The organism is Bacillota bacterium, assembly GCA_030705925.1.
GTDB lineage: Bacteria > Bacillota > Clostridia > Oscillospirales > Feifaniaceae > JAUZPM01.
Window position 1 is genome coordinate 23,558 of sequence record JAUZPM010000011.1, and the last position, 20,569, is coordinate 44,126.

Below are 20,569 nucleotides of genomic sequence, written 5' to 3' on the forward strand. Positions count from 1 at the left end.
GGGATTTATGAGAAAAATTCAAAAGGGGAAGTTAAAAAATAACATTATAATATCTTTATCTTTTTTGATTTTAATAATCATTGGATATTTCTTTGGATTAGTCGCTGGAACAGGTTTTCTTTTTGGAATAATTGCCAGCTTATCAGTTTATATTGTTTTTACAGCTCTTCCTGTGGGAAAATTAAATGCATTTATGAATAAACTTCCCGCAGATATTACTGCCAACGCTGGAAATGCGTTAGTAAAATCTCCTTTTCCTATTGCTGTTGTAAGTGCTGACGGAACCATTGTTTGGGTTAATGACGCTTTTTCGAGAACAATTTCAAAAAAAGCGTTTTTTGGTAAAAAAATTAATGAATTCGAACAGGGTGTAGATATAGCAAAGGTAAAAAAAGATACATTGGCTTCAGGAGTGCATGTCACAGTTGGAGAAAATGATAAAAAGTTTATCATCTTTGGAATACCTGTTTATAATGAAAACAAGGAAAATGTTCCTGACCAGCAGATGTATGTTCTATATTTTGAGGAAGAAACAGAGTTTGTAAACCTAAGCAAGCTCTACAGAGACAGCAGGCCAGTTACTGGACTGGTTTTAATAGATAATTATGATGAGGTTGCCGCTTTTGCTAGAAGCCGTGATAAGTCAGGGGTAATGGCCGAAATAGACAAACAGATAAGCGAATGGGCTGAAGGAGCATGTGCTCTGTTCAGACAGATGGACAATAACAGGTATATAATAGTATTTGAAGAAAAATATCTAGATCAAATTAAAGAGTCCAAATTCGGTATACTTGATTCTATAAGAAAAATAACAATTGACAAAACCCCTGTGACCATATCTATCGGCATTGGCACTGAAGGTGCTACATTTGCCCAAAGCTATGAATTTGCGGCTCAAGCACTTGATATGGCTTTGGGTAGAGGCGGAGATCAGGCGGTAATAAAAACCAAAAATAACTATGAATTTTACGGCGGACGCTCTAAAGGCGTTGAAAAAAGAACAAAGGTCAAATCACGTGTAATAGCGGATTCATTGATGGCGCTTATTGAAAATAGCGATAATGTCCTCGTTATGGGACATAAATACGCAGATTTTGACGCTGTCGGTGCAAGTGTAGGTATTGCGCGCATATCTAAGGTTGCCGGCAAGCGTGTTAACATAGTATGCAACAGGAGCACCAACCTTGCAATGCCTTTAATTGAAAACTTGGAGAAAATGCCTGATTATGAAGGCGTGTTCGTTGATCCGCTTACGGGGCTCGATCTCCTTCGCTTAAAAACATTGCTTGTAGTTTGTGATGTTCACAGCCTTCATTATGTTGAGTTTGCAGATATAGTAAAAAATGCTGCTAATATCGTTGTAATTGATCATCACAGGAAAATGACAGATTATATAGAAAACGCGGTATTGAATTATCACGAACCCTATGCTTCATCAACAAGTGAAATCGTAACCGAGCTAGTTCAATATATTGATGGTGAAGGAACACTTCTCAGTGACGAGGCATCAGCACTTCTTGCAGGAATTGTGCTCGACACCAAAAACTTCTTTTTTAAAACAGGGTTCAGAACTTTTGAAGCTGCAGCCTATCTCAGAAAAGCCGGCGCTGATCCTATGGAGGTCAAAAAGACATTCCAAAGCGATTTCGACAGTTATGTAAGAAAGACAGAATTCATACAAAATGCTGACTTTTATAAGGATAAAATCGCCATTTCAATATGGAATGGAGAACCGTTTGAAGATGCAAAAACTGTTATGGCACAGGCGGCGGATGAGCTTCTTTCCATTGAAGGAGTTGAAGCATCCTTTGTATTATATATGGTCGGCGATAATGTTCATATATCAAGCCGGTCGTTAGGCACCATCAATGTTCAGAGTATTATGGAATATTTAGGCGGCGGCGGGCACATGACTAACGCCGGCGTTCAGGTAAGCGGCACCTTAGACGAAGCAAAAATAAAACTGATCGCGGCAATAGACCGCTATCTGGCAGAGAATAACGGAGGTTAACATGAAAGTAATTTTGCAGGCAGATGTTAAAGGAACGGGTAAAAAAGGTCAGCTAGTCAATGTCAGCGACGGATATGCTCGAAATTTTCTTTTCCCCAAAAAACTTGCTACTGAGGCTAACGACACAAATATAAGCAAGCTGAAAGCACAAGAGGAAGCGGTAAAATTCCGTTTAGAGACAGAAAAGAAAGAGGCAAGAGAACTTGCCGGTAAACTTGAAGGAAAAACTGTTAAAATTGCAGCTAAAGGCGGAGAACAAGGTAAATTATTTGGTTCTGTCACATCCAAAGAGATAAGCGAAGAGCTTTCAAAACAATTTGGACTTGTCATTGACAAAAAGAAGATCGTATTAAATGACGATATCAAGCATTTTGGAACCGTTGAGGTCGAAGCAAAAATATATCCCGAAATATCCGCTAAATTTTTTGTTATGGTTTATGCTGCTTAATAAAAATAGGAGGCTGAAATGGCTGAAGAAATGAATATTTCAAGAGTGCCGTTCAGCCTTGAGGCTGAACAGGCAGTTCTTGGAGCGGTACTTATTGACCCGGACAGCATGAATGATGTTGCCGACATGCTTACGCCGCAGGATTTTTATATAGAGCAGAATGCTCAAATTTATGAAATAATGTACGGCATGTACACAGATAACCAAACGGTGGATGTCGTAACCCTGCTTGAGGGTATGAAAACGGCCGGAGTCTATGAAGAAGGTCAAAGCAAAAAATACGTGCTGCAGCTGGCAGAATTCGTGCCTACAAGCAGTAATATAAAAAAGTATGCACGTATAGTCTGGGAAAAATCACTGATGCGAGGTCTTATTGGAGCAGCTGGAGAAATCATAGATATGTGCTCAGAAGAGAGTGATGAGTTTGCAAGTATCCTCGACGCTTCTGAACAGAAAATCTATGATATTACGAACGGGCGAAAAAGTTATGAGTTCACGCCTATGCTTCAAATCGTATCTGATACATACCAGCGTATCAGTGATGCAGCAAGCGGCAATAATGACAAATATAAAGGCATTTCAACCGGGCTGTCTGATTTGGACGAAATAATATCAGGACTGAACAGGTCCGATTTGATAGTTATTGCGGCTCGTCCTGGTGTCGGAAAAACATCACTTGCTATGAACATTGCTCAATATGCCGCAACGAAAGACGGTAAGAAAGCTGCGGTATTTTCACTTGAAATGTCAAAGGAGCAGCTTGTAGCCCGTATGCTTGCTACACAATCCCGTATTCCGAGCACAAGACTTATGCGAGGCGATATAAGGGGGGACGAATGGGATAGGCTGACTGAGGCCGTTGATATGCTTGTTAAATGCAAACTGAGAATAGATGATAACCCTTCAGTAACAATTGCTGAGATGAAGGCAAAGATCCGACGCGAAAAAAATGTCGATCTTTTAATAATAGACTATTTACAGCTGATGCATTCTTCACGCCGTTCTGAAAACAGGGTAATCGAGGTTGCGGAGATAACGCGAAGCCTTAAAATAATGGCAAAGGAACTAAATATTCCAGTTGTTGTTTTGTCACAGCTTTCACGTGGCTCTGAGTCAAGAAATGAGCCTGTCTTGTCAGACCTTCGCGAATCCGGCGCAATAGAACAGGATGCGGATATAGTACTTATGCTCTATCGTGATGAAAATCCGGCTGATGAACAGGTCAGCATTGCTAAATGTAAAATTGCTAAAAACAGGCATGGCAGAACTGATACAATAGAGTTATACTGGGATGGAGAACTTACCCAGTTCAAAAACGTGGACAAGGTACACAATGAGTAAAAGAAACTTTGAAAAAAATCTGCTTAATATTATTCAAAAAGAAAAACTTGTTTATTCGGGGTGTACTGTTCTTGCTGCTGTTTCAGGAGGCGCTGATTCCACAGCATTGCTGTTAGCGCTGAACTCGGTAAAAGAAGCTGTAGGCTTTACACTTTGTGCAATACATGTCAATCATAATCTTAGAGGCGATGAATCTGACCGGGATGAATTATTTGTAAGGGATTTATGCGAAAAGTTAAAGATACCGCTAAGAGTGGCAAGCTGTAATGTAAAAAGCATAGAAAAGAAATTAAATATTTCAACAGAGCTTGCGGCACGTATAGCAAGATATAATGAATTTATAAATGAAGCCCGGGGATATTCCGGTTGTATCGTTGCAACTGCGCACACTCAGGACGATAACGCTGAAACAATACTTCATAACTTAATACGGGGAACAGGTCTTAAAGGCTTATGCGGAATACCACAGCGAATTGAGAAAGAAAGTATAGTTTTTATCAGGCCATTATTGAAAGTTACACGGAAAGAGATAATTGAGTATCTTGACGCTTATGGGCAAAGTTTTGTAACTGACAGCACAAATGCTGATGAAAAATACACAAGAAACGCAATTAGGCACAATATTAAAGCCTATATCGAGGAACGGCTCAATCCGTCTTTCTCTAGAACGATTTCTAGAATGAGCGAAGGACTGATTGAAGATGAAGAATACCTAAACAGTAAAGCACAAGAGTTTCTAAGCAAGGCACTTATTTATAAAGATGATAATGAAATTATTTTATCCGCTGAAAAAATCAAAGATTTTCATAATGCAATCTCTACCAGGATAATAGCAGTATGTATGAAATCATTAAGCGGCATTGATTATGAAAGATCTCATATTGAAGCGGGTCTGGATATTAGTTCTAAAGAAGGATTTAAAGAAGCCTCCGTTCCGGCAAATCTCAATGTTTATAAAAGCGGAGACAAGCTTGTCTTTAGAAAAGATAATGAAACCCTAGAACCATATTGTAAAGAACTTAAAAAAGGCGAAACATTTATACCTAACATTGGGAAATTTCATGTTTTAAGTCAGGATGATCCAAAAGTTAATTGTTTATTAATAAAAGAAAGAATCAGTTATGATAAAATCAGTAAAAATTTAGTTGTTCGAAGCCGCAGATCCGGGGACAGGATAGTTCTTAACACTTCCGCTGGGGGGAAAACATTAAAAAAATTATTTATTGAACTTAAAATACCAGCTGAGAAAAGAATAAAAATACCGGTTATTTGCGATGGCGATATGCCTATAGCTATTATGGGTTATGGTGTTACACCAATGTACAAACCGGATAAAAACACTAAGGATATAATGATAATTGGGTTGGAGGAGAGCAAACTATGAGTATGATGGACGATATTAAGGAGATTTTGATATCAGAAGAGAAACTTCATGAAAAAATTTCTGAAATGGGTCAAATAATAAGCGAGGATTATAAAGATAAAAATCTTTTGTTGGTTGGGATTTTAAAAGGTTCTGTAATGTTCATGACCGAACTTATGAAAAATATAACTATACCCGCCGCTATCGATTTTATGTCTGTTTCGAGTTATGGGAAAGGTACTAAATCGAGCGGAGTTGTTAAGATAGAAAAGGATCTTGATATAGCACTTGACAAATATGATGTATTAATTGTTGAGGATATTCTTGACAGCGGCATTACTTTGAGTTATATAATGGAAGTACTAAAAAATAAAAACGCAAAAAGCATTGCTCTTGCAACACTGCTCGATAAACCCGACAGACGTAAAATGCCTGTAAAGCTGGATTATGAAGGATTTATAATACCGGACGAATTTGTAGTGGGATATGGACTTGATTATGCAGAGAAATACAGAAATCTTCCCTTTATAGGCATTCTAAAACCATGTGTTTATACAGAGTAACAGGTTGTCCCTGACAGCATTAAAGGAGTGGAATAGTTGAAGATTAATTTAAAAAGTTTCGCATTTTACGCTTTACTTATTTTGGTTATTATTACAGCCATTACATTGCTGGATAGCGCGAATAGCAAAGAAAAACTGAAATATTCTGACATTATTGCTCAGTTTGAAGGTGGCAAAGTACAGGAATTTGTTATTGATGAAAATAACAATCTGACAATGAAGCTGCAGGATAATACCGAGCAGAAATACCGTCTTCCAAGTGCTAACCTATTTTTAAACGATGTTGGCGATTTAATAAAGCAGCAGCGTAGAGACGGAATACTAAAATCATATGATTATGAAGCGGCTCAGCAGCTGCCTGTTTGGGTTTCATTTATACCGTATGCGTTGCTTATATTAGTGTTTGGCGCCATGTGGTATTTTATGATGAGCAATATGAATGGCGGCGGCAGTAAAGCGATGTCTTTTGCCAAGTCTCGCGCAAAGAAAGGCATTGACGAATCACGCAAAAAAACCTTTGACGATGTTGCCGGGGCTGACGAGGAAAAAGAAGAACTTAAGGAAGTAGTCGATTTTCTTAAGAATCCCCGAAAATACATGGAGATAGGCGCGAGGATACCTAAAGGTATATTGCTTGTTGGCCCTCCGGGAACAGGTAAAACTCTTCTTGCACGTGCTGTAGCAGGAGAAGCGGGCGTTCCGTTTTTCTCGATCTCCGGATCTGACTTCGTTGAAATGTTTGTAGGCGTCGGCGCATCACGTGTTCGTGATCTCTTTGAGCAGGCCAAAAAGAATCTGCCATGTATTATTTTTATAGATGAAATTGATGCTGTCGGCAGACATAGAGGAGCCGGACTTGGCGGTGGCCATGATGAACGTGAGCAGACGTTAAATCAGCTGCTTGTTGAAATGGACGGATTCGGAACCAATGAAGGAGTTATAATCATCGCCGCAACAAACCGTCCGGATATCCTTGATCCCGCTTTGCTGCGCCCAGGACGTTTTGACAGACAGATCGTTGTAAATGTCCCTGATATAAAGGGACGTGAGGAGATTTTAAAGGTGCATGCACGCGGGAAGCCGCTTGCACAGGATGTCAATCTCAAAACGATTGCGAAGTCTACTGCCGGATTTACAGGCGCTGACCTAGAAAATTTATTAAATGAAGCTGCTCTGCTGGCAGCCAGGTTGAATACAAAAGTAATTACTGAGAAAAACATTCAGGATGCTACTATTAAGGTAATTGTCGGCCCAGAAAAGAGGTCACGAGTAATTACTGAACGTGAAAACAGACTTACCGCTTATCATGAAGCAGGTCATGCGATCGTAAGCAGATTTCTTGAGACACAGGATCCGGTTCATGAGATTAGTATTATTCCAAGAGGCCGCGCTGGAGGCTATACACTTTCGCTTCCAAAAGAAGATAAGTATTATTCAACACGGCAAGAAATGGAAGATGAAATTGTCGTACTGCTTGGAGGCAGAGCTGCTGAAAAACTGGCACTTACCGATATATCAACCGGTGCGTCAAACGATCTCGAACGTTCTACAAATATCGCACGCCAGATGATTACGAAATACGGTATGAGCGATAAGCTTGGCCCGGTTGTATTCGGCAATCCGCATGAAGAAGTCTTCCTTGGCCGTGATTTCACGACAACAAAAAATATATCAGAATCATTTGCCGCGCAGATAGATAACGAGCTTAAAAACATTATCGACAAGTGCTATGAAAAAGCGATTGGAATTCTTGATAAGTATATGGATAAGCTTCACGTCGTTGCTAAGACACTTCTTGAAAAAGAAAAAATCAGCGGCGAAGAATTTGAAGCGATTTTTAACACTGTTGGTGAACCTGAAGATTCTAACGAAATTTAATAGGCAGAAAATTATTTTCTTGGTATAGAAAGACCTCCTATCGTAAATGATAGGAGGTCTTTATTAGTTTTTAATTTATGCTCCGCAGCATTTTTTATATTTCTTGCCGCTTCCGCAGGGGCAAGGATCATTTCTGCCAACTTTAGGAGTATTGTTTTTCACTGTCTTACTAACCTTTTTTTCATCTCCGGCAAATCCTTCGCCGGTTTCACGAGCAACTTTTTCACGGCGCAACTCTGAATCGCTCTTTATTCTTGCAAGATAAATAAGTCTTACGGTATCTTCTTTGATTGCGTCAGTCATTGCCTCGAACATGTCATAGCTTTCAAATTTATACTCGATGACCGGATCTTGCTGACCATAAGCGCGAAGGCTTACGCCGCTGCGCAAATCGTCCATAGCGTCGATATGATCCATCCAGTTTTTATCGATACATTGCAGAAGTACTACACGCTCAAGCTCTCTCATTACGTCGTTTCCGTATTTCTGTTCCTTTTCGTCGTAAATCTTAAGAGCTTTTTGTTCGAGTTCTTCTATTAAATCATCCTTAGTCAGACCTTCAAGCTGCTCAATGGTATGATAATTTAAGTCTTCAGGCGTAAGGAATAACCCTATAAATGTCTGACGTAATTCATCGATTTTCCAGTCATCCGTGATCTCGCTTCCGCCGGTTGCAAGACTTACGTGGGTAGCAATAACGCTCTTTATCATAGAGATTATATTGTCATGCAGGTTCTCGCCGTCCAGAACTTTTTTACGTTCGCCGTATATTACTTCTCTCTGTTTATTCATGACATCGTCATATTGGAGAACGTTTTTACGGATATCAAAGTTTTTGCCTTCAACTCGTTTTTGAGCTGTTTCTATTGAGTTGGAAAGTATCCCAGCAGCAATAGGAGTTTCGTCGTCCATACCAAGCTTTTCGACTATCGCCTGGACTCTTTCACTTCCGAAAAGACGCATCAGATCGTCTTCAAGTGAAATGTAAAAACGCGATGCACCGGGGTCGCCCTGTCTGCCGGCACGACCGCGAAGCTGGTTATCAATACGTCTGCTTTCGTGCCTCTCGGTTCCGATTATAAATAATCCTCCCGATTCACAGACTTCATCAGCTTCAGCCTTTATTTGCTCTTTGAATTTACTGTTAAGTTCTGAATATTTTTTCCTTGCATCTATAATGTCTGGATTATCAGTCTCACCAAATGAATTAGAAACGTTAATAAGTTCCTCTGTGTATCCTTGTTTTCGCATTTCGTTTTTGGCAAGGAACTCAGCGTTGCCGCCGAGGATTATGTCGGTTCCACGTCCGGCCATGTTAGTTGCAATGGTAACGGCGCCCTTTTTACCAGCCTGTGCAACAATTTCGGCTTCTCTTTCATGCTGTTTAGCATTCAAGACATTATGCTTGATGCCCTGCATACCTAGCAGATGGCTGAGCGTTTCGGATTTTTCAATTGAAATTGTACCCACAAGCACCGGCTGACCTTTTTCATGACAAACCTTTATTTGTTTTACAACTGCATTGAATTTACCGTTTTCTGTTTTGTAAACCTCGTCGTCATAATCTTTTCTGACCATGGGTTTGTTTGTGGGAATTTCAATAACGTCAAGCCCGTAAATTTCTCTGAATTCAGTTTCCTCTGTAAGGGCTGTACCTGTCATACCTGATAACTTATCATAAAGTCTGAAATAATTCTGGAAAGTAATAGTTGCAAGCGTTTTTGATTCATTCTGAACCATTACGTGCTCTTTTGCCTCTATTGCCTGATGAAGACCCTGAGAATACCGGCGGCCGAACATCAAGCGCCCGGTAAATTCATCAACAATTATTATTTCGCCATCTTTTATGACATAATCGACATCACGTTTCATGATACCATGTGCCCTTAATGCCTGATTGATATGGTGAACTAAAGTTGTATTCTCCTGGTCTGACAAAATTTCAACGTTAAAAAACTCTTCCGCTTTTTTAATGCCGGCTTTTGTTAAAGATACATTCTTTCCTTTTTCATCAATAATATAATCGGCGTCAACATCATCCAAAAGTTCTTTTGAATCTTCCTCAAGCACTTTGTAGGGACGGAGACGCTTAACGAAATTATCTGCCTTTTGGTACATTTCAGTTGATTCTTCGCCAACGCCGGAGATAATAAGCGGTGTACGTGCCTCATCGATCAAAATAGAGTCAACCTCGTCGACAATAGCAAAATTGTGACCACGCTGAACCATAAATTCACGGTATGTCACCATGTTGTCACGAAGGTAATCGAATCCAAATTCGTTATTGGTACCATATGTTATGTCAGCATTATATGCGGACTTGCGGTCTTCGACACCATGGATAACGAGTCCGACCGAAAGCCCAAGATATCTGTATACTTTACCCATCCACTCACTGTCACGTTTGGCAAGGTAGTCATTAACTGTTACGATATGAACGCCTTTTCCGGTCAAAGCGTTAAGGTAAGCAGGAAGAGTTGCAACAAGCGTTTTACCTTCACCGGTTTTCATTTCAGAAATACGCCCTTGGTGAAGGACAATACCGCCGATCAGCTGGACTCGAAAGTGCCTCATGCCGAGAACACGCCATGAAGCTTCACGTACGGTTGCAAAAGCAGCCGGAAGTATATCATCAAGTGTTTCTCCTGCTTCAAGACGGCCTTTAAGCCATTCTGTTTTTCCTTTGAGCTCAGATTCTGAAAGCGCCTTATACTGGTCTTCCAATGCCTCTATGCTTTCAACAATATCATCAATACGTTTTAGCTCTCTTGAACTGTGAGAACCAAATATTTTTTCTATAAATTTCAATTTATTCACCTCGTTTTTTAACGCCATAATATTATAATAGTATAACAAAAACAAAATAAATTCAAACAAAATACGTTATTTTATATATTGTTCATATTTTATTCTTGAAGATAAGGGTAAAATCACTTACAATATTATGTGATATTTTTGGCATTTGTGGAGATTTTAATGAAAAAATTAAATATTGTACTATTAGAACCGGAAATTCCTCAAAATACTGGTAACATAGCAAGAACCTGCGCTGCTACCGGAGCATCACTTCACCTTATCAAACCTCTGGGGTTTTCAATAAGCGATAAACAAGTCAAAAGAGCGGGACTCGATTATTGGTATCTTCTTGACCTGCATGTGTATGATAATATTGATGAATTTTATTCTCAGAATAATGTTAAGTATGCATCCTTTTACTATTCTACTACGAAAGCCCCTCATGTATATTCAGATGTTAAGTATGATGGCGTTGTATACTTGATGTTTGGCCGTGAAACGGCTGGACTGCCTGAAAGCCTAATACTTAAAAATATCGATAATGCGATAAGGATACCAATGATAGATGAGGCACGCTCTCTGAACTTGTCGAATTCGGTTGCTGTTGTAACATATGAAGTGCTTAGACAGTGGGGATTTGAAGGTCTTAAGGAAACAGGCAAATTCGCGAATCTTTAATGGCAAAATATACATTGACATTTTTTTAACAAGACTATACAATTATAATGTTATAAAGTGGTTATAAAAAAAGATGAGGTGTTAAAATGTTAAACAAGAAAACTGTTGACGACATCAACGTTAAAGGCAAAAAAGTTCTCGTCCGCTGTGATTTTAACGTGCCGTTAAAAAATGGAGTCATTACTGACGAAAACAGAATAGTAAAGGCACTTCCGACGATTAAAAAACTTATGGCTGACGGTGGACGTATAATCCTTTGCTCACATCTTGGCAAGCCAAAGGGAGAGCCGAAGCCTGAACTCTCACTTGCTCCTGTTGCAAAGAGACTTTCTGAATTACTTGGAGTAAATGTTGTTTTTGCCGCTGACAGCAACGTTGTTGGTGAAAACGCTAAAAAAGCTGTCGCTGCAATGAAAGACGGCGAAGTAATTCTTTTAGAGAACACTCGCTATAGGGTTGAGGAAACTAAGAATGATCCTACGTTCAGCAGTGAACTTGCTTCACTTGCAGAAGTATATGTCAACGACGCTTTCGGTGCAGCACACAGAGCGCATTGCTCAACTGTTGGCGTTACTGAGTTTATAAAAGAAACTGCAGTAGGCTATTTAATGCAGAAGGAAATCGAGTATTTGGGAAATGCCGTAAACAACCCGGTTAGACCTTTTGTTACGATTTTAGGCGGCGCTAAGGTCGCGGATAAACTTAGCGTAATAGATAATCTTCTTGATAAGGCTGATACACTAATCATAGGCGGAGGAATGGCGTTTACTTTCCTCAAGGCTAAGGGTTATGAGATTGGCAACTCACTTTTAGATAATGAGAAATTAGATTACTGCAGAGATATGCTTAAAAAAGCTGAAAAGAACGGCGTTAAGCTGCTTCTTCCAATAGATACCGTAATTGCTGAAAGCTTTCCGAATCCTATAGATGCGGAGATTGCAACAAAAGTTGTTGACGTTGAAAATATGCCTGCAGGCTGGCAGGGCCTTGATATTGGCCCGAAGAGTTGCGAGTTGTTTGCAGAGACAGCTAAAACAGCTAAAACAGTTGTTTGGAACGGACCTATGGGTGTATTCGAGAATCCGACGCTTGCTAAGGGCACAATTGCGGTTGCAAAAGCACTTGCCGAGACGAATGCAACAACTATTATCGGCGGTGGAGACTCTGTTGCAGCAGTCAACCAGCTTGGATTTGGCGATAAAATGTCACACATTTCAACCGGCGGCGGAGCAAGCCTTGAATTCCTCGAGGGCAAGGAACTGCCGGGCGTTGCAGCTATAAACGATAAATAAATTAGGCAAATAGGGAAGGAAAATATATCAATGAATAAAAAATTACGCCGCGCGGTAATCGCAGGCAACTGGAAAATGAATAAAACTCCTGCCGAGGCAGCAACTTTGATAAATGAAATAAAGCCACTTGTTAAGGATGCAGACTGTGATGTTGTAGTAGCAGTGCCATTTGTTTGCATTGCTACAGCTGTTGAAGCTGTTAAGGGCAGCAATATTAAGGTCGGCGCGCAGAATGTTCACTGGGAGAAAAGCGGAGCTTTCACCGGCGAAATTTCAGCAGATATGCTCAAAGCAGTAGGCACTGAATATGTAGTTATCGGGCATAGTGAGCGTCGTCAATATTTCGGTGAAACAGATGTAACTGTAAATAAGAGAACAGTTGCGGCTCTTGCTAATGGCCTTAAAGTTATACTTTGCTTAGGAGAGCGCCTTGAAGAGCGCGAGCAGGGCGTTACATTCGAAGTTGTTGCGAGACAGCTTAAGATTGACCTTGCCGGCATTTCTGCTGAAGATGTTAAAAACAATGTAATTATAGCGTACGAGCCTGTTTGGGCAATTGGAACTGGAAAGACTGCTACCAATGAGCAGGCTGAAGAGGTCAATAAATTTATTCGTGACACACTGGCTTCCATGTATGATAAAGCAACTGCTGATGCTACCGTTATTCAATACGGCGGTTCAATGAATGCAGGCAATGCCGAAAGCCTTCTTGATAAAGAAGATGTTGATGGCGGACTTATCGGTGGCGCTTCACTTAAAGCAGCGGATTTTGCCGTTATTGTCAAAGCGGCAAGCAGATAAGCTGGGTGGTCATTAATGAAAAAACCTTTGATTCTCATTATTATGGATGGTTACGGTATCAACAAGCCCGGATCATTCAATGCGATATATAACGCAAAGAAACCCGTTTTGGATAAATTGTTTGCAACCTGCCCGCATACTAAACTTAATGCCTCTGGAATGGCCGTAGGGCTTCCTGAGGGTCAGATGGGCAACAGTGAAGTCGGTCACACAAATATCGGCGCTGGCAGAATTGTTTATCAGGAGCTTACAAGGATCACAAAAGAAATACGTGACGGAGGATTCTTTAAAGTTTCTGAGCTTGTAAATGCGTTTGAACAGGCAAAAAAGAAAAACAGTGCGGTACATCTTATGGGGCTTTTGTCTGACGGCGGAGTCCATTCTCACAACAGCCATTTGTTTGCGCTTTTGGAAATGGCAAAGAGTCAGGGCGTTTCAAAAGTTTATGTCCATGCGTTTTTGGATGGACGTGATGTTCCGCCACAGTCCGGCGCAGATTATGTTAAAGAACTGCAGGATAAAATGAGCGAAATAGGCGTTGGAAAAATTGCAACGGTTTCAGGCAGATACTACGCAATGGATCGAGACAACCGCTGGGAACGTGTTACTAAAGCTTATTCCGCTCTTGTATACGGCGAAGGCGTTCAAAATAATAACGCGTATGAAGCTGTTCTGGATTCTTATAAAAATGAAGTTACCGATGAATTTGTTGTTCCTGTAGTTTGCGATAAAGAGGGAACGATCAAGCATGATGATTCTGTAATTTTCTATAATTTCAGGCCGGATAGAGCTCGCGAGATAACTAGAACTATTGTAGATCCTGATTTTAAAGGATTTGATAGAAAGAGCGGCTGCATTTCTCCGCTGTTCGTTTGCTTTACACAGTATGATGCTACAATGCCGGGCGTTTCGGTTGCTTTCAAGCCGCAAAGTCTTAGTAATACGTTTGGTGAATATATAAGCAAACTCGGAATGAAGCAGCTTCGCATTGCTGAAACTGAGAAATATGCGCATGTTACGTTCTTCTTTAACGGCGGAGTAGAATCTGTGTATGAAGGTGAAGACCGTGTTCTTATTCCTTCACCTAAGGTTGCAACTTATGATATGAAGCCGGAAATGAGTGCTTATGAGGTAACTGATGCCGTTATTGAACGCATAAATGAAAATAAATATGACGTCATTGTCCTGAATTTCGCCAACTGCGATATGGTTGGGCATACAGGCGTGTTTGAGGCAGCAGTAAAAGCTGTTGAAACTGTAGATACATGTGTAGGTCGCGTAGTCGATGCTATTCGCGCGCATGATGGCATCGCACTTATAACTGCTGACCATGGCAATGCAGACCTAATGATGGAAGAGGACGGCTCTCCGTTTACGGCTCATACTACTAATCCTGTCCCGTTTATTGCCGTGGGAAAAGATGTTGAGCTTAGAGAAGGCGGCTGCCTTGCAGATATAGCGCCTACGATGCTGAAACTTCTAGGTATTCCTCAGCCTGCAGAGATGAATGGAAAAAGTATTGCGGGATAGACTAATAAGTATATAATAAAAGGAAGCGGAAAACCGCTTCCTTTTTAACCTAAATTGCAAATGTTAATCCTATATGATATACTAATTTGGTAATTTGAAAGTGCGAGGAATTTTTATGAAAGTATTACTCGTTGCAGATATTCATCAGCGCATGATAAGTGGAGTATATGTATCCATGATGAATCTTGCGCACGGCCTTAAATCAATGGGTCATGAGGTTAAACTGCTGATTGTCTCTGATAGAGTCAATAATGTAAAAACGCCGGATTCATATCAAATCGCATCGTTTAATGCATCTATGTTTTACCCTAATATACGTCTAATTTTCCCATTTTCAGATATTGTCCACATTCACGATATTATTCGCTGGCACCCCGATGTGATTCACACTCAATCTGAATTTTTTACTATGTCTCGTGCATTCTATATAGCGCGCAGACTTGGTATTCCGGTAATCCATACTTACCATACTCTTTGGGGTGATCCAGAGTACATTAAATATTTTAATAAGTATTTCGGCGGCTTTATAAGTGAAAGTACTGTTGGCATGCTGCTTAGAAACCGTCTGCTTACAGAACGGATTGCCGCGCTTATTGCTCCGACAGAAAAAACACGTGAAATACTGCTCAGTTATGGGATAGATAAACCTATTTATATTATACCGTCGGGAATTTATCTTTCGAAATTTAGCTCATTGCCTGATGAGGAATTTCTGAAAAGAAAACGTGAGGAATTTGGGTTTAAGCCTGATGATAAAGTCATGCTGTTTGTAGGACGGGTTAGTAAAGAAAAACATATTGCCGAACTGATGGAATACTATTTCAAAGCTAAGAACGATATACCCAATTTAAAATTTTTGATCGTTGGCGGGGGACCTGAATCGGAGCACATGAGGGAAATGGCGGATGCTTCTCCTTATAGTAAGGATGTTATTCTCACCGGCCTGGTTTCAACAACGGAAGTGCATAAATATTATTCCTTGGGCGATGTGTTTGCAACAGCCTCAACCAGTGAGACTCAGGGTATAACGTATATTGAGGCTATGGCTAGCGGAACGCCAGTATTATGCCGCGAGGATAAAAGCGTTGAGGAACTCATGAAAAATGGGGTAAACGGTTTAACTTTTGAAGATTACGAGACATTCCGCAAAGGATTGTTAGATTTGATTTATGATCAAAACAAAAGAGAAGAAATAATTAATAATGCCAAACAAACCGCATCTGTGTTTTCTGTTGAACATTTTACCGAAAGTGTTGTAGGAGTGTACAGAGATGCAATAGAGGCTTTTTCGTGACGGAACTCTAAAAAAAGTGTTGCTTTTTTTAGAGTATTATGGTATTATAATATAGCTTGACTGCGATGATGCGGAAGGTTGCCGTTTGAAACGGGTTTTTCCGCGGAGTATGTCCGTTAACCGGGCGCTTTGAAAAGCAAAAAGAATGGCGGCAATGTGCTTGCGGCACACGATGAGCCTGTGTTTTATGTCCGGAATAAAACTGCCGCAGTTTGTTCCGGTTTTTTAATGCAAAGGTATGAAACACACGGATGAGTGTTATCTTTTTGATTTTCTTTTTCGCCGAATATTATACAAAAGGAGAAAGAACATGGCAAGCAATGAAAAAATAAGAATCAGACTTAAATCTTACGATCATAATTTAATTGATCAGTCTGCCGAGCGTATTATCGAAATAGCAAAGAAAAACGGAGCAAAGGTTTCAGGACCGGTTCCGCTGCCTACTAAAAAAGAGGTAGTAACAATTTTACGCGCTGTGCATAAATATAAAGACAGCCGCGAACAGTTTGAAACAAGAACACATAAAAGGCTAATTGATATTATAAAACCGTCTGCAAAATGTGTTGAGGCACTTATGAATTTTGACATTCCCGCAGGCGTTGACATCGAAATAAAGCTTTAAGACCATGGCCCTAAACGCAGAATTGACGCTTAGGGCTGAACGTATGTTTATTAACTTTTTTACACGAACCCGCCGCGAAAGCGGCTGCATACAGCGCCCCTAGGGGTGCGGGTCAAGTTGGCGATGCCAACCAATAACCAAGGAGGAATTAAAATGAAAAAGGGCATTATCGGAAAAAAAGTCGGCATGACACAGATTTTCGATGAATCAGGCAAGGTTATCCCGGTTACCGTTATTGAAGCGGGTCCATGCGTTGTTGTTCAGAAGAAAACTGCTGAAACTGACGGGTATGCCGCAATTCAGCTCGGTTTTAGTGACCTTGCTGAAAATAAGGTTATCAAGCCGCAGAAGGGACATTTTGAGAAGAACAATCTTTCAGTCAAAAAGTACCTTAAAGAGTTTGCGTTTGACGAGGACAAAAATGTTGGAGACATAGTTGCTGCTGATGCTTTTGAAATTGGTGAAACTGTTGATGTCACCGGAGTTTCAAAAGGTAAGGGCTATCAGGGTACTGTCAAGAGATTCGGTCAGAGCCGCGGCAGAGAGACACATGGTGGCGGTCCTGTTCACAGACATGCAGGTTCCATGGGCGCAAACACAGACCCGTCAAGGGTTATGCCTGGTAAAAGGCTTCCTGGACAGATGGGAAATGAGCAGGTAACTATTCAGAACCTCGACGTTGTCAAGGTTGACGCTGAGAAAAACCTGCTGGTTTTAAAAGGTGCTGTACCCGGCCCTAAAGGCGGACTGCTCTTTATAAAGACGTCCGTCAAAGCGTAAGGGAGGAGGAATTTAAATGGCTATAAACGTTAAAGTACTTGATATGACCGGCAAAGAAGTCGGGACGATGGATTTAAATGAAGCAGTATTCGGTGCTCCAATCAACAAAATCGTGTTGCATCAAGCTGTAAAGGCTTATCTCGCTAATCAGAGACAAGGCACACAATCCGCTCTTACACGCGCTGAAGTACGCGGAGGCGGAGCAAAACCCTGGAAGCAGAAGGGTACAGGTCGTGCAAGACAAGGTTCCATTCGTGCACCACAGTGGATACATGGCGGTATTGTGTTTGCTCCAAAGCCGCGTTCCTACAGGATTCTGATGACAAAGAAAACAAAACGTCTTGCTATTGTTTCAGCTCTATCAGCTAAAGTTGCAGATGGCAATCTGATTGTTCTAGATAATATTAGTTTAGAAGATATAAAAACAAAGAAAATAGTCAGTATGTTAAAGGCACTTGAAGCCAATAAAGCGCTTATAATGTCAGGAGATATTGATCATAACTTAGTTTTATCTGCTAGAAACCTGCAGAATGTTTCAACCACAACCGCAAAGTTATTCAGCGTTTACGACATTCTTAAGTATGAGAAGCTGATTCTCACTAAGGATGCAGTTGCGCATCTTGAGGAGGTGTATGCGTAATGAAAACCGCATATGACGTCATCAGAAAGCCCGTTATCAGCGAAAAAAGCATGGATGGGGCTAGAAATAAGATATACACTTTTGAGGTTGCCACTGATGCAACAAAAACGGAAATCAAATATGCTATTGAAGAAATCTTCAAAGTGAAAGTTGACACTGTTAACGTTATGAACATCAAGGGCAAAATCAAAAGAATGGGTGTCCATGTAGGCCCCAGACCCGACAGAAGAAAAGCTATAGTAAAATTATCTGAGCAATCCAAACCCATCGAGTTCTTCGAGGGTATGATGTAATATTACATTAACCAAAAGGAGTGATAAAAATGGCGACAAAGAAATACAACCCAACTTCTCCTGCTCGAAGAACTATGTCAGTCCTCACCTATGAGGAATTATCTAAAGTAGATCCTGAAAAAAGCCTTTTGAGCAGCTTGAAGAATAAAGCCGGCAGAAACAGTTACGGCAAAATAACTGTTAGACATCAGGGCGGCGGTAATAAGAAGAAATACAGAATAATCGATTTTAAACGTGATAAAGTCGATATGCCTGCTAAGGTTATGACAATTGAGTATGACCCGAACAGAACCTGCTTCATATCTCTTCTTCAGTATGAAGACGGAGAGAAAAGATATATCTTAGCACCTGTTGGCCTTACAGTCGGAACGTCTATTGTAAGCAGCGCAACAGCTGATATTAAGCCGGGCAATGCACTGCCGATCAGCAACATCCCAGTAGGTACATTTATCCATAACATCGAGCTCTATCCTGGAAAAGGCGGTCAGCTTGTCCGTGCCGCAGGCAATGCAGCACAGCTGATGAGTAAGGAAAACGGAGTTGCACAAGTACGTCTTCCTTCGGGCGAGGTTCGTATAATCCGTCTTGACTGTCTGGCTACAATAGGTCAGGTAGGCAACATCGATCATGAAAACGTTTCTCTCGGTAAAGCCGGAAAAACAAGACACCTTGGCATTCGTCCTGCAGTCCGCGGCTCTGTCATGAACCCGAACGATCACCCGCACGGCGGCGGCGAAGGCAAATCACCTGTTGGTCAGCCTTCACCAATGACTCCTTGGGGCAAGCCTGCGATGGGTCTTAAGACTCGTTCTAAGAAGGCTAAGAGCAATAAGTATATCATTAAGAGAAGAAACGGTAAATAATAGGAAAGGAGTCGTGTTCAAGTGGGAAGAAGCATTAAGAAGGGCCCTTATGTAGAGTCCGCATTGATGAAAAAAATTCAGAGCATGAATCAGGCCGGCGAGAAAAAAGTGCTTAAAACCTGGTCAAGAGCTTCAACAATATTCCCTGACTTTGTCGGGCATACAATAGCCGTTCATGACGGCAGAAAACACGTTCCGGTGTATGTAACCGAAGATATGGTTGGGCATAAGCTCGGCGAGTTCGCACCGACCCGTACCTTTAAGGGCCACTCGGGTTCAAAGACCTCTAACACCATAAAGTAATGGCGTGTTAAGTTTAGAAGGAGGAAAAAACAAGTGGAAGCGAGAGCAATAGTCAGACATGTCAGAATTGCGCCCCGCAAGGTTAAGATCGTTCTTGACCTTATTAGAAACAAGCCTATAGACTACGCCATTGCGGCTGTAAAGCACACACCCAAAGCTGCATCACCCGTTGTCGAAAAGCTTTTAAAATCTGCGGTTGCCAATGCTGAGAATAATTTTCATATGAATAAAGATAACCTTTATGTATCTGAGACATTCGTCAGCCCCGGCCCCACTCTTAAGAGAGTAATGCCGAGAGCACAGGGAAGAGCATTCAGAATATTAAAAAGAACTTCCCATATCACTGTAGTTCTTAAGGAAAAGGAGGTATAGTCAAATATGGGACAGAAAGTTAATCCACATGGACTGCGTGTTGGCGTTATTAGAAACTGGGATTCAAGATGGCTCGTCGGCGACGATAAATTTGGCGATACACTGGTTGAAGACAGTAAAATAAGAACGTTTTTAAAGAAGACACTTTACGCCGCAGGAGTTCCGAAAATAGAAATTGAGAGAAGCGGCGATAAAATCAAGATTTTTATTCACTGCGCTAAACCTGGAATCGTAATCGGCCGCGGCGGCTCTGAAATCGACAAGATCCGTCAGTCCGTTGAAAAGATCACTAATAAGCCTGTAAATATCAATATTGTTGAAATCAAAAATGTTGATCTTAATGCACAGCTAGTTGCTGAAAACATCGCGGCACAGCTTGAAAAGAGAATATCCTTCAGACGTGCTCTGAAACAGGCGATCAGCAGAACAATGAAAGCTGGAGCGAAAGGTATCAAAACTTCAGTTTCGGGTAGACTTGGCGGAGCTGAAATCGCAAGAACAGAGCATTATCACGAGGGAACAATTCCCCTGCAGACATTAAGAGCTGATATTGATTACGGTTTTGCTGAGGCGAACACAACTTATGGCAGAATCGGAGTTAAGATCTGGATTTATAAAGGAGAGATCCTTCCCGCCGTTAAGAGAGCCGAACCGGCGGAAAAAGAGGAAGGAGGCAGCAAATAATGTTAATGCCTAAAAGA

At 40.9% G+C, this 20,569-nt stretch carries 21 protein-coding genes; 20 read left to right on the forward strand and 1 reads right to left on the reverse strand.

The window, feature by feature from the left end:
* Positions 1-7 precede the first annotated feature (7 nt).
* The 6 genes from Q8865_03070 to ftsH are packed head-to-tail and all read left to right on the forward strand — an operon-like array spanning position 8 to position 7,604.
* Positions 8-2,011, forward strand: coding sequence for a DHH family phosphoesterase (locus Q8865_03070; protein MDP4152411.1), 2,004 nt, complete (start codon positions 8-10; stop codon positions 2,009-2,011).
* Position 2,012: 1 nt separating this feature from the next.
* Entirely contained in the window at positions 2,013-2,459 is a 447-nt protein-coding gene (rplI, locus tag Q8865_03075; GenBank protein ID MDP4152412.1) for a 50S ribosomal protein L9, read from the forward strand.
* A gap of 18 nt (positions 2,460-2,477) precedes the next feature.
* Positions 2,478-3,800 (forward strand): replicative DNA helicase, encoded by a 1,323-nt coding sequence (gene dnaB, locus Q8865_03080; GenBank protein MDP4152413.1) that lies wholly within the window; start codon positions 2,478-2,480, stop codon positions 3,798-3,800.
* Positions 3,793-5,184, forward strand: coding sequence for a tRNA lysidine(34) synthetase TilS (tilS, locus tag Q8865_03085; GenBank protein ID MDP4152414.1), 1,392 nt, complete (start codon positions 3,793-3,795; stop codon positions 5,182-5,184). Before dnaB ends, tilS begins: the two co-directional genes overlap by 8 nt.
* Before the next feature lie 2 nt (positions 5,185-5,186).
* On the forward strand, positions 5,187-5,726 hold the full coding sequence (gene hpt / locus Q8865_03090) for a hypoxanthine phosphoribosyltransferase (GenBank protein MDP4152415.1): 540 nt from the start codon (positions 5,187-5,189) through the stop codon (positions 5,724-5,726).
* A 36-nt stretch (positions 5,727-5,762) separates the two neighbouring features.
* Complete coding sequence (gene ftsH, locus Q8865_03095; protein MDP4152416.1) at positions 5,763-7,604, forward strand: ATP-dependent zinc metalloprotease FtsH; 1,842 nt, start codon at positions 5,763-5,765, stop codon at positions 7,602-7,604.
* Positions 7,605-7,679: 75 nt separating this feature from the next.
* On the opposite strand, the gene secA is transcribed toward ftsH, so the two are convergent.
* Positions 7,680-10,412, reverse strand: a complete 2,733-nt coding sequence (gene secA / locus Q8865_03100) for a preprotein translocase subunit SecA (protein ID MDP4152417.1) — start codon at positions 10,410-10,412, stop codon at positions 7,680-7,682.
* 168 nt (positions 10,413-10,580) lie between these two features.
* On the opposite strand from secA, the gene Q8865_03105 reads away from it, so the two are divergent.
* The 14 genes from Q8865_03105 (at position 10,581) to rpsC (ending at position 20,552) form a co-directional block, all read left to right on the forward strand.
* A complete protein-coding gene (locus Q8865_03105; GenBank protein ID MDP4152418.1) occupies positions 10,581-11,078 on the forward strand; it encodes a tRNA (cytidine(34)-2'-O)-methyltransferase in 498 nt (165 codons plus the stop codon).
* 86 nt (positions 11,079-11,164) lie between these two features.
* Positions 11,165-12,370, forward strand: coding sequence for a phosphoglycerate kinase (locus tag Q8865_03110; GenBank protein MDP4152419.1), 1,206 nt, complete (start codon positions 11,165-11,167; stop codon positions 12,368-12,370).
* A 30-nt stretch (positions 12,371-12,400) separates the two neighbouring features.
* On the forward strand, positions 12,401-13,171 hold the full coding sequence (gene tpiA, locus Q8865_03115) for a triose-phosphate isomerase (GenBank protein MDP4152420.1): 771 nt from the start codon (positions 12,401-12,403) through the stop codon (positions 13,169-13,171).
* Between the two features lie 15 nt (positions 13,172-13,186).
* On the forward strand, positions 13,187-14,701 hold the full coding sequence (gene gpmI / locus Q8865_03120) for a 2,3-bisphosphoglycerate-independent phosphoglycerate mutase (protein ID MDP4152421.1): 1,515 nt from the start codon (positions 13,187-13,189) through the stop codon (positions 14,699-14,701).
* 115 nt (positions 14,702-14,816) lie between these two features.
* Complete coding sequence (locus Q8865_03125; GenBank protein ID MDP4152422.1) at positions 14,817-15,995, forward strand: glycosyltransferase; 1,179 nt, start codon at positions 14,817-14,819, stop codon at positions 15,993-15,995.
* 129 nt (positions 15,996-16,124) lie between these two features.
* Complete coding sequence (locus Q8865_03130) at positions 16,125-16,250, forward strand: hypothetical protein (GenBank protein ID MDP4152423.1); 126 nt, start codon at positions 16,125-16,127, stop codon at positions 16,248-16,250.
* A 55-nt stretch (positions 16,251-16,305) separates the two neighbouring features.
* The gene (gene rpsJ / locus Q8865_03135) at positions 16,306-16,617 is read left to right on the forward strand and encodes a 30S ribosomal protein S10 (GenBank protein ID MDP4152424.1); all 312 of its coding nucleotides are present in this window, start codon (positions 16,306-16,308) and stop codon (positions 16,615-16,617) included.
* 153 nt (positions 16,618-16,770) lie between these two features.
* Positions 16,771-17,397, forward strand: a complete 627-nt coding sequence (rplC, locus tag Q8865_03140) for a 50S ribosomal protein L3 (protein ID MDP4152425.1) — start codon at positions 16,771-16,773, stop codon at positions 17,395-17,397.
* 16 nt (positions 17,398-17,413) lie between these two features.
* Positions 17,414-18,037 carry a 50S ribosomal protein L4 gene (gene rplD, locus Q8865_03145; GenBank protein MDP4152426.1) on the forward strand — a complete coding sequence of 208 codons (624 nt, stop codon included), beginning with the start codon at positions 17,414-17,416 and terminating at the stop codon, positions 18,035-18,037.
* The gene (rplW, locus tag Q8865_03150) at positions 18,037-18,330 is read left to right on the forward strand and encodes a 50S ribosomal protein L23 (protein ID MDP4152427.1); all 294 of its coding nucleotides are present in this window, start codon (positions 18,037-18,039) and stop codon (positions 18,328-18,330) included. The genes rplD and rplW overlap by 1 nt, the downstream gene beginning before the upstream one ends.
* Positions 18,331-18,359: 29 nt before the next feature.
* Positions 18,360-19,193 carry a 50S ribosomal protein L2 gene (gene rplB / locus Q8865_03155; GenBank protein ID MDP4152428.1) on the forward strand — a complete coding sequence of 278 codons (834 nt, stop codon included), beginning with the start codon at positions 18,360-18,362 and terminating at the stop codon, positions 19,191-19,193.
* A 21-nt stretch (positions 19,194-19,214) separates the two neighbouring features.
* Positions 19,215-19,496: a 30S ribosomal protein S19 gene (rpsS, locus tag Q8865_03160; protein ID MDP4152429.1), complete on the forward strand. Its 282-nt coding sequence runs from the start codon at positions 19,215-19,217 to the stop codon at positions 19,494-19,496.
* A gap of 33 nt (positions 19,497-19,529) precedes the next feature.
* A complete protein-coding gene (gene rplV / locus Q8865_03165; protein MDP4152430.1) occupies positions 19,530-19,868 on the forward strand; it encodes a 50S ribosomal protein L22 in 339 nt (112 codons plus the stop codon).
* 6 nt (positions 19,869-19,874) lie between these two features.
* A complete protein-coding gene (gene rpsC, locus Q8865_03170) occupies positions 19,875-20,552 on the forward strand; it encodes a 30S ribosomal protein S3 (protein MDP4152431.1) in 678 nt (225 codons plus the stop codon).
* The last annotated feature ends 17 nt before the right edge of the window (positions 20,553-20,569 follow it).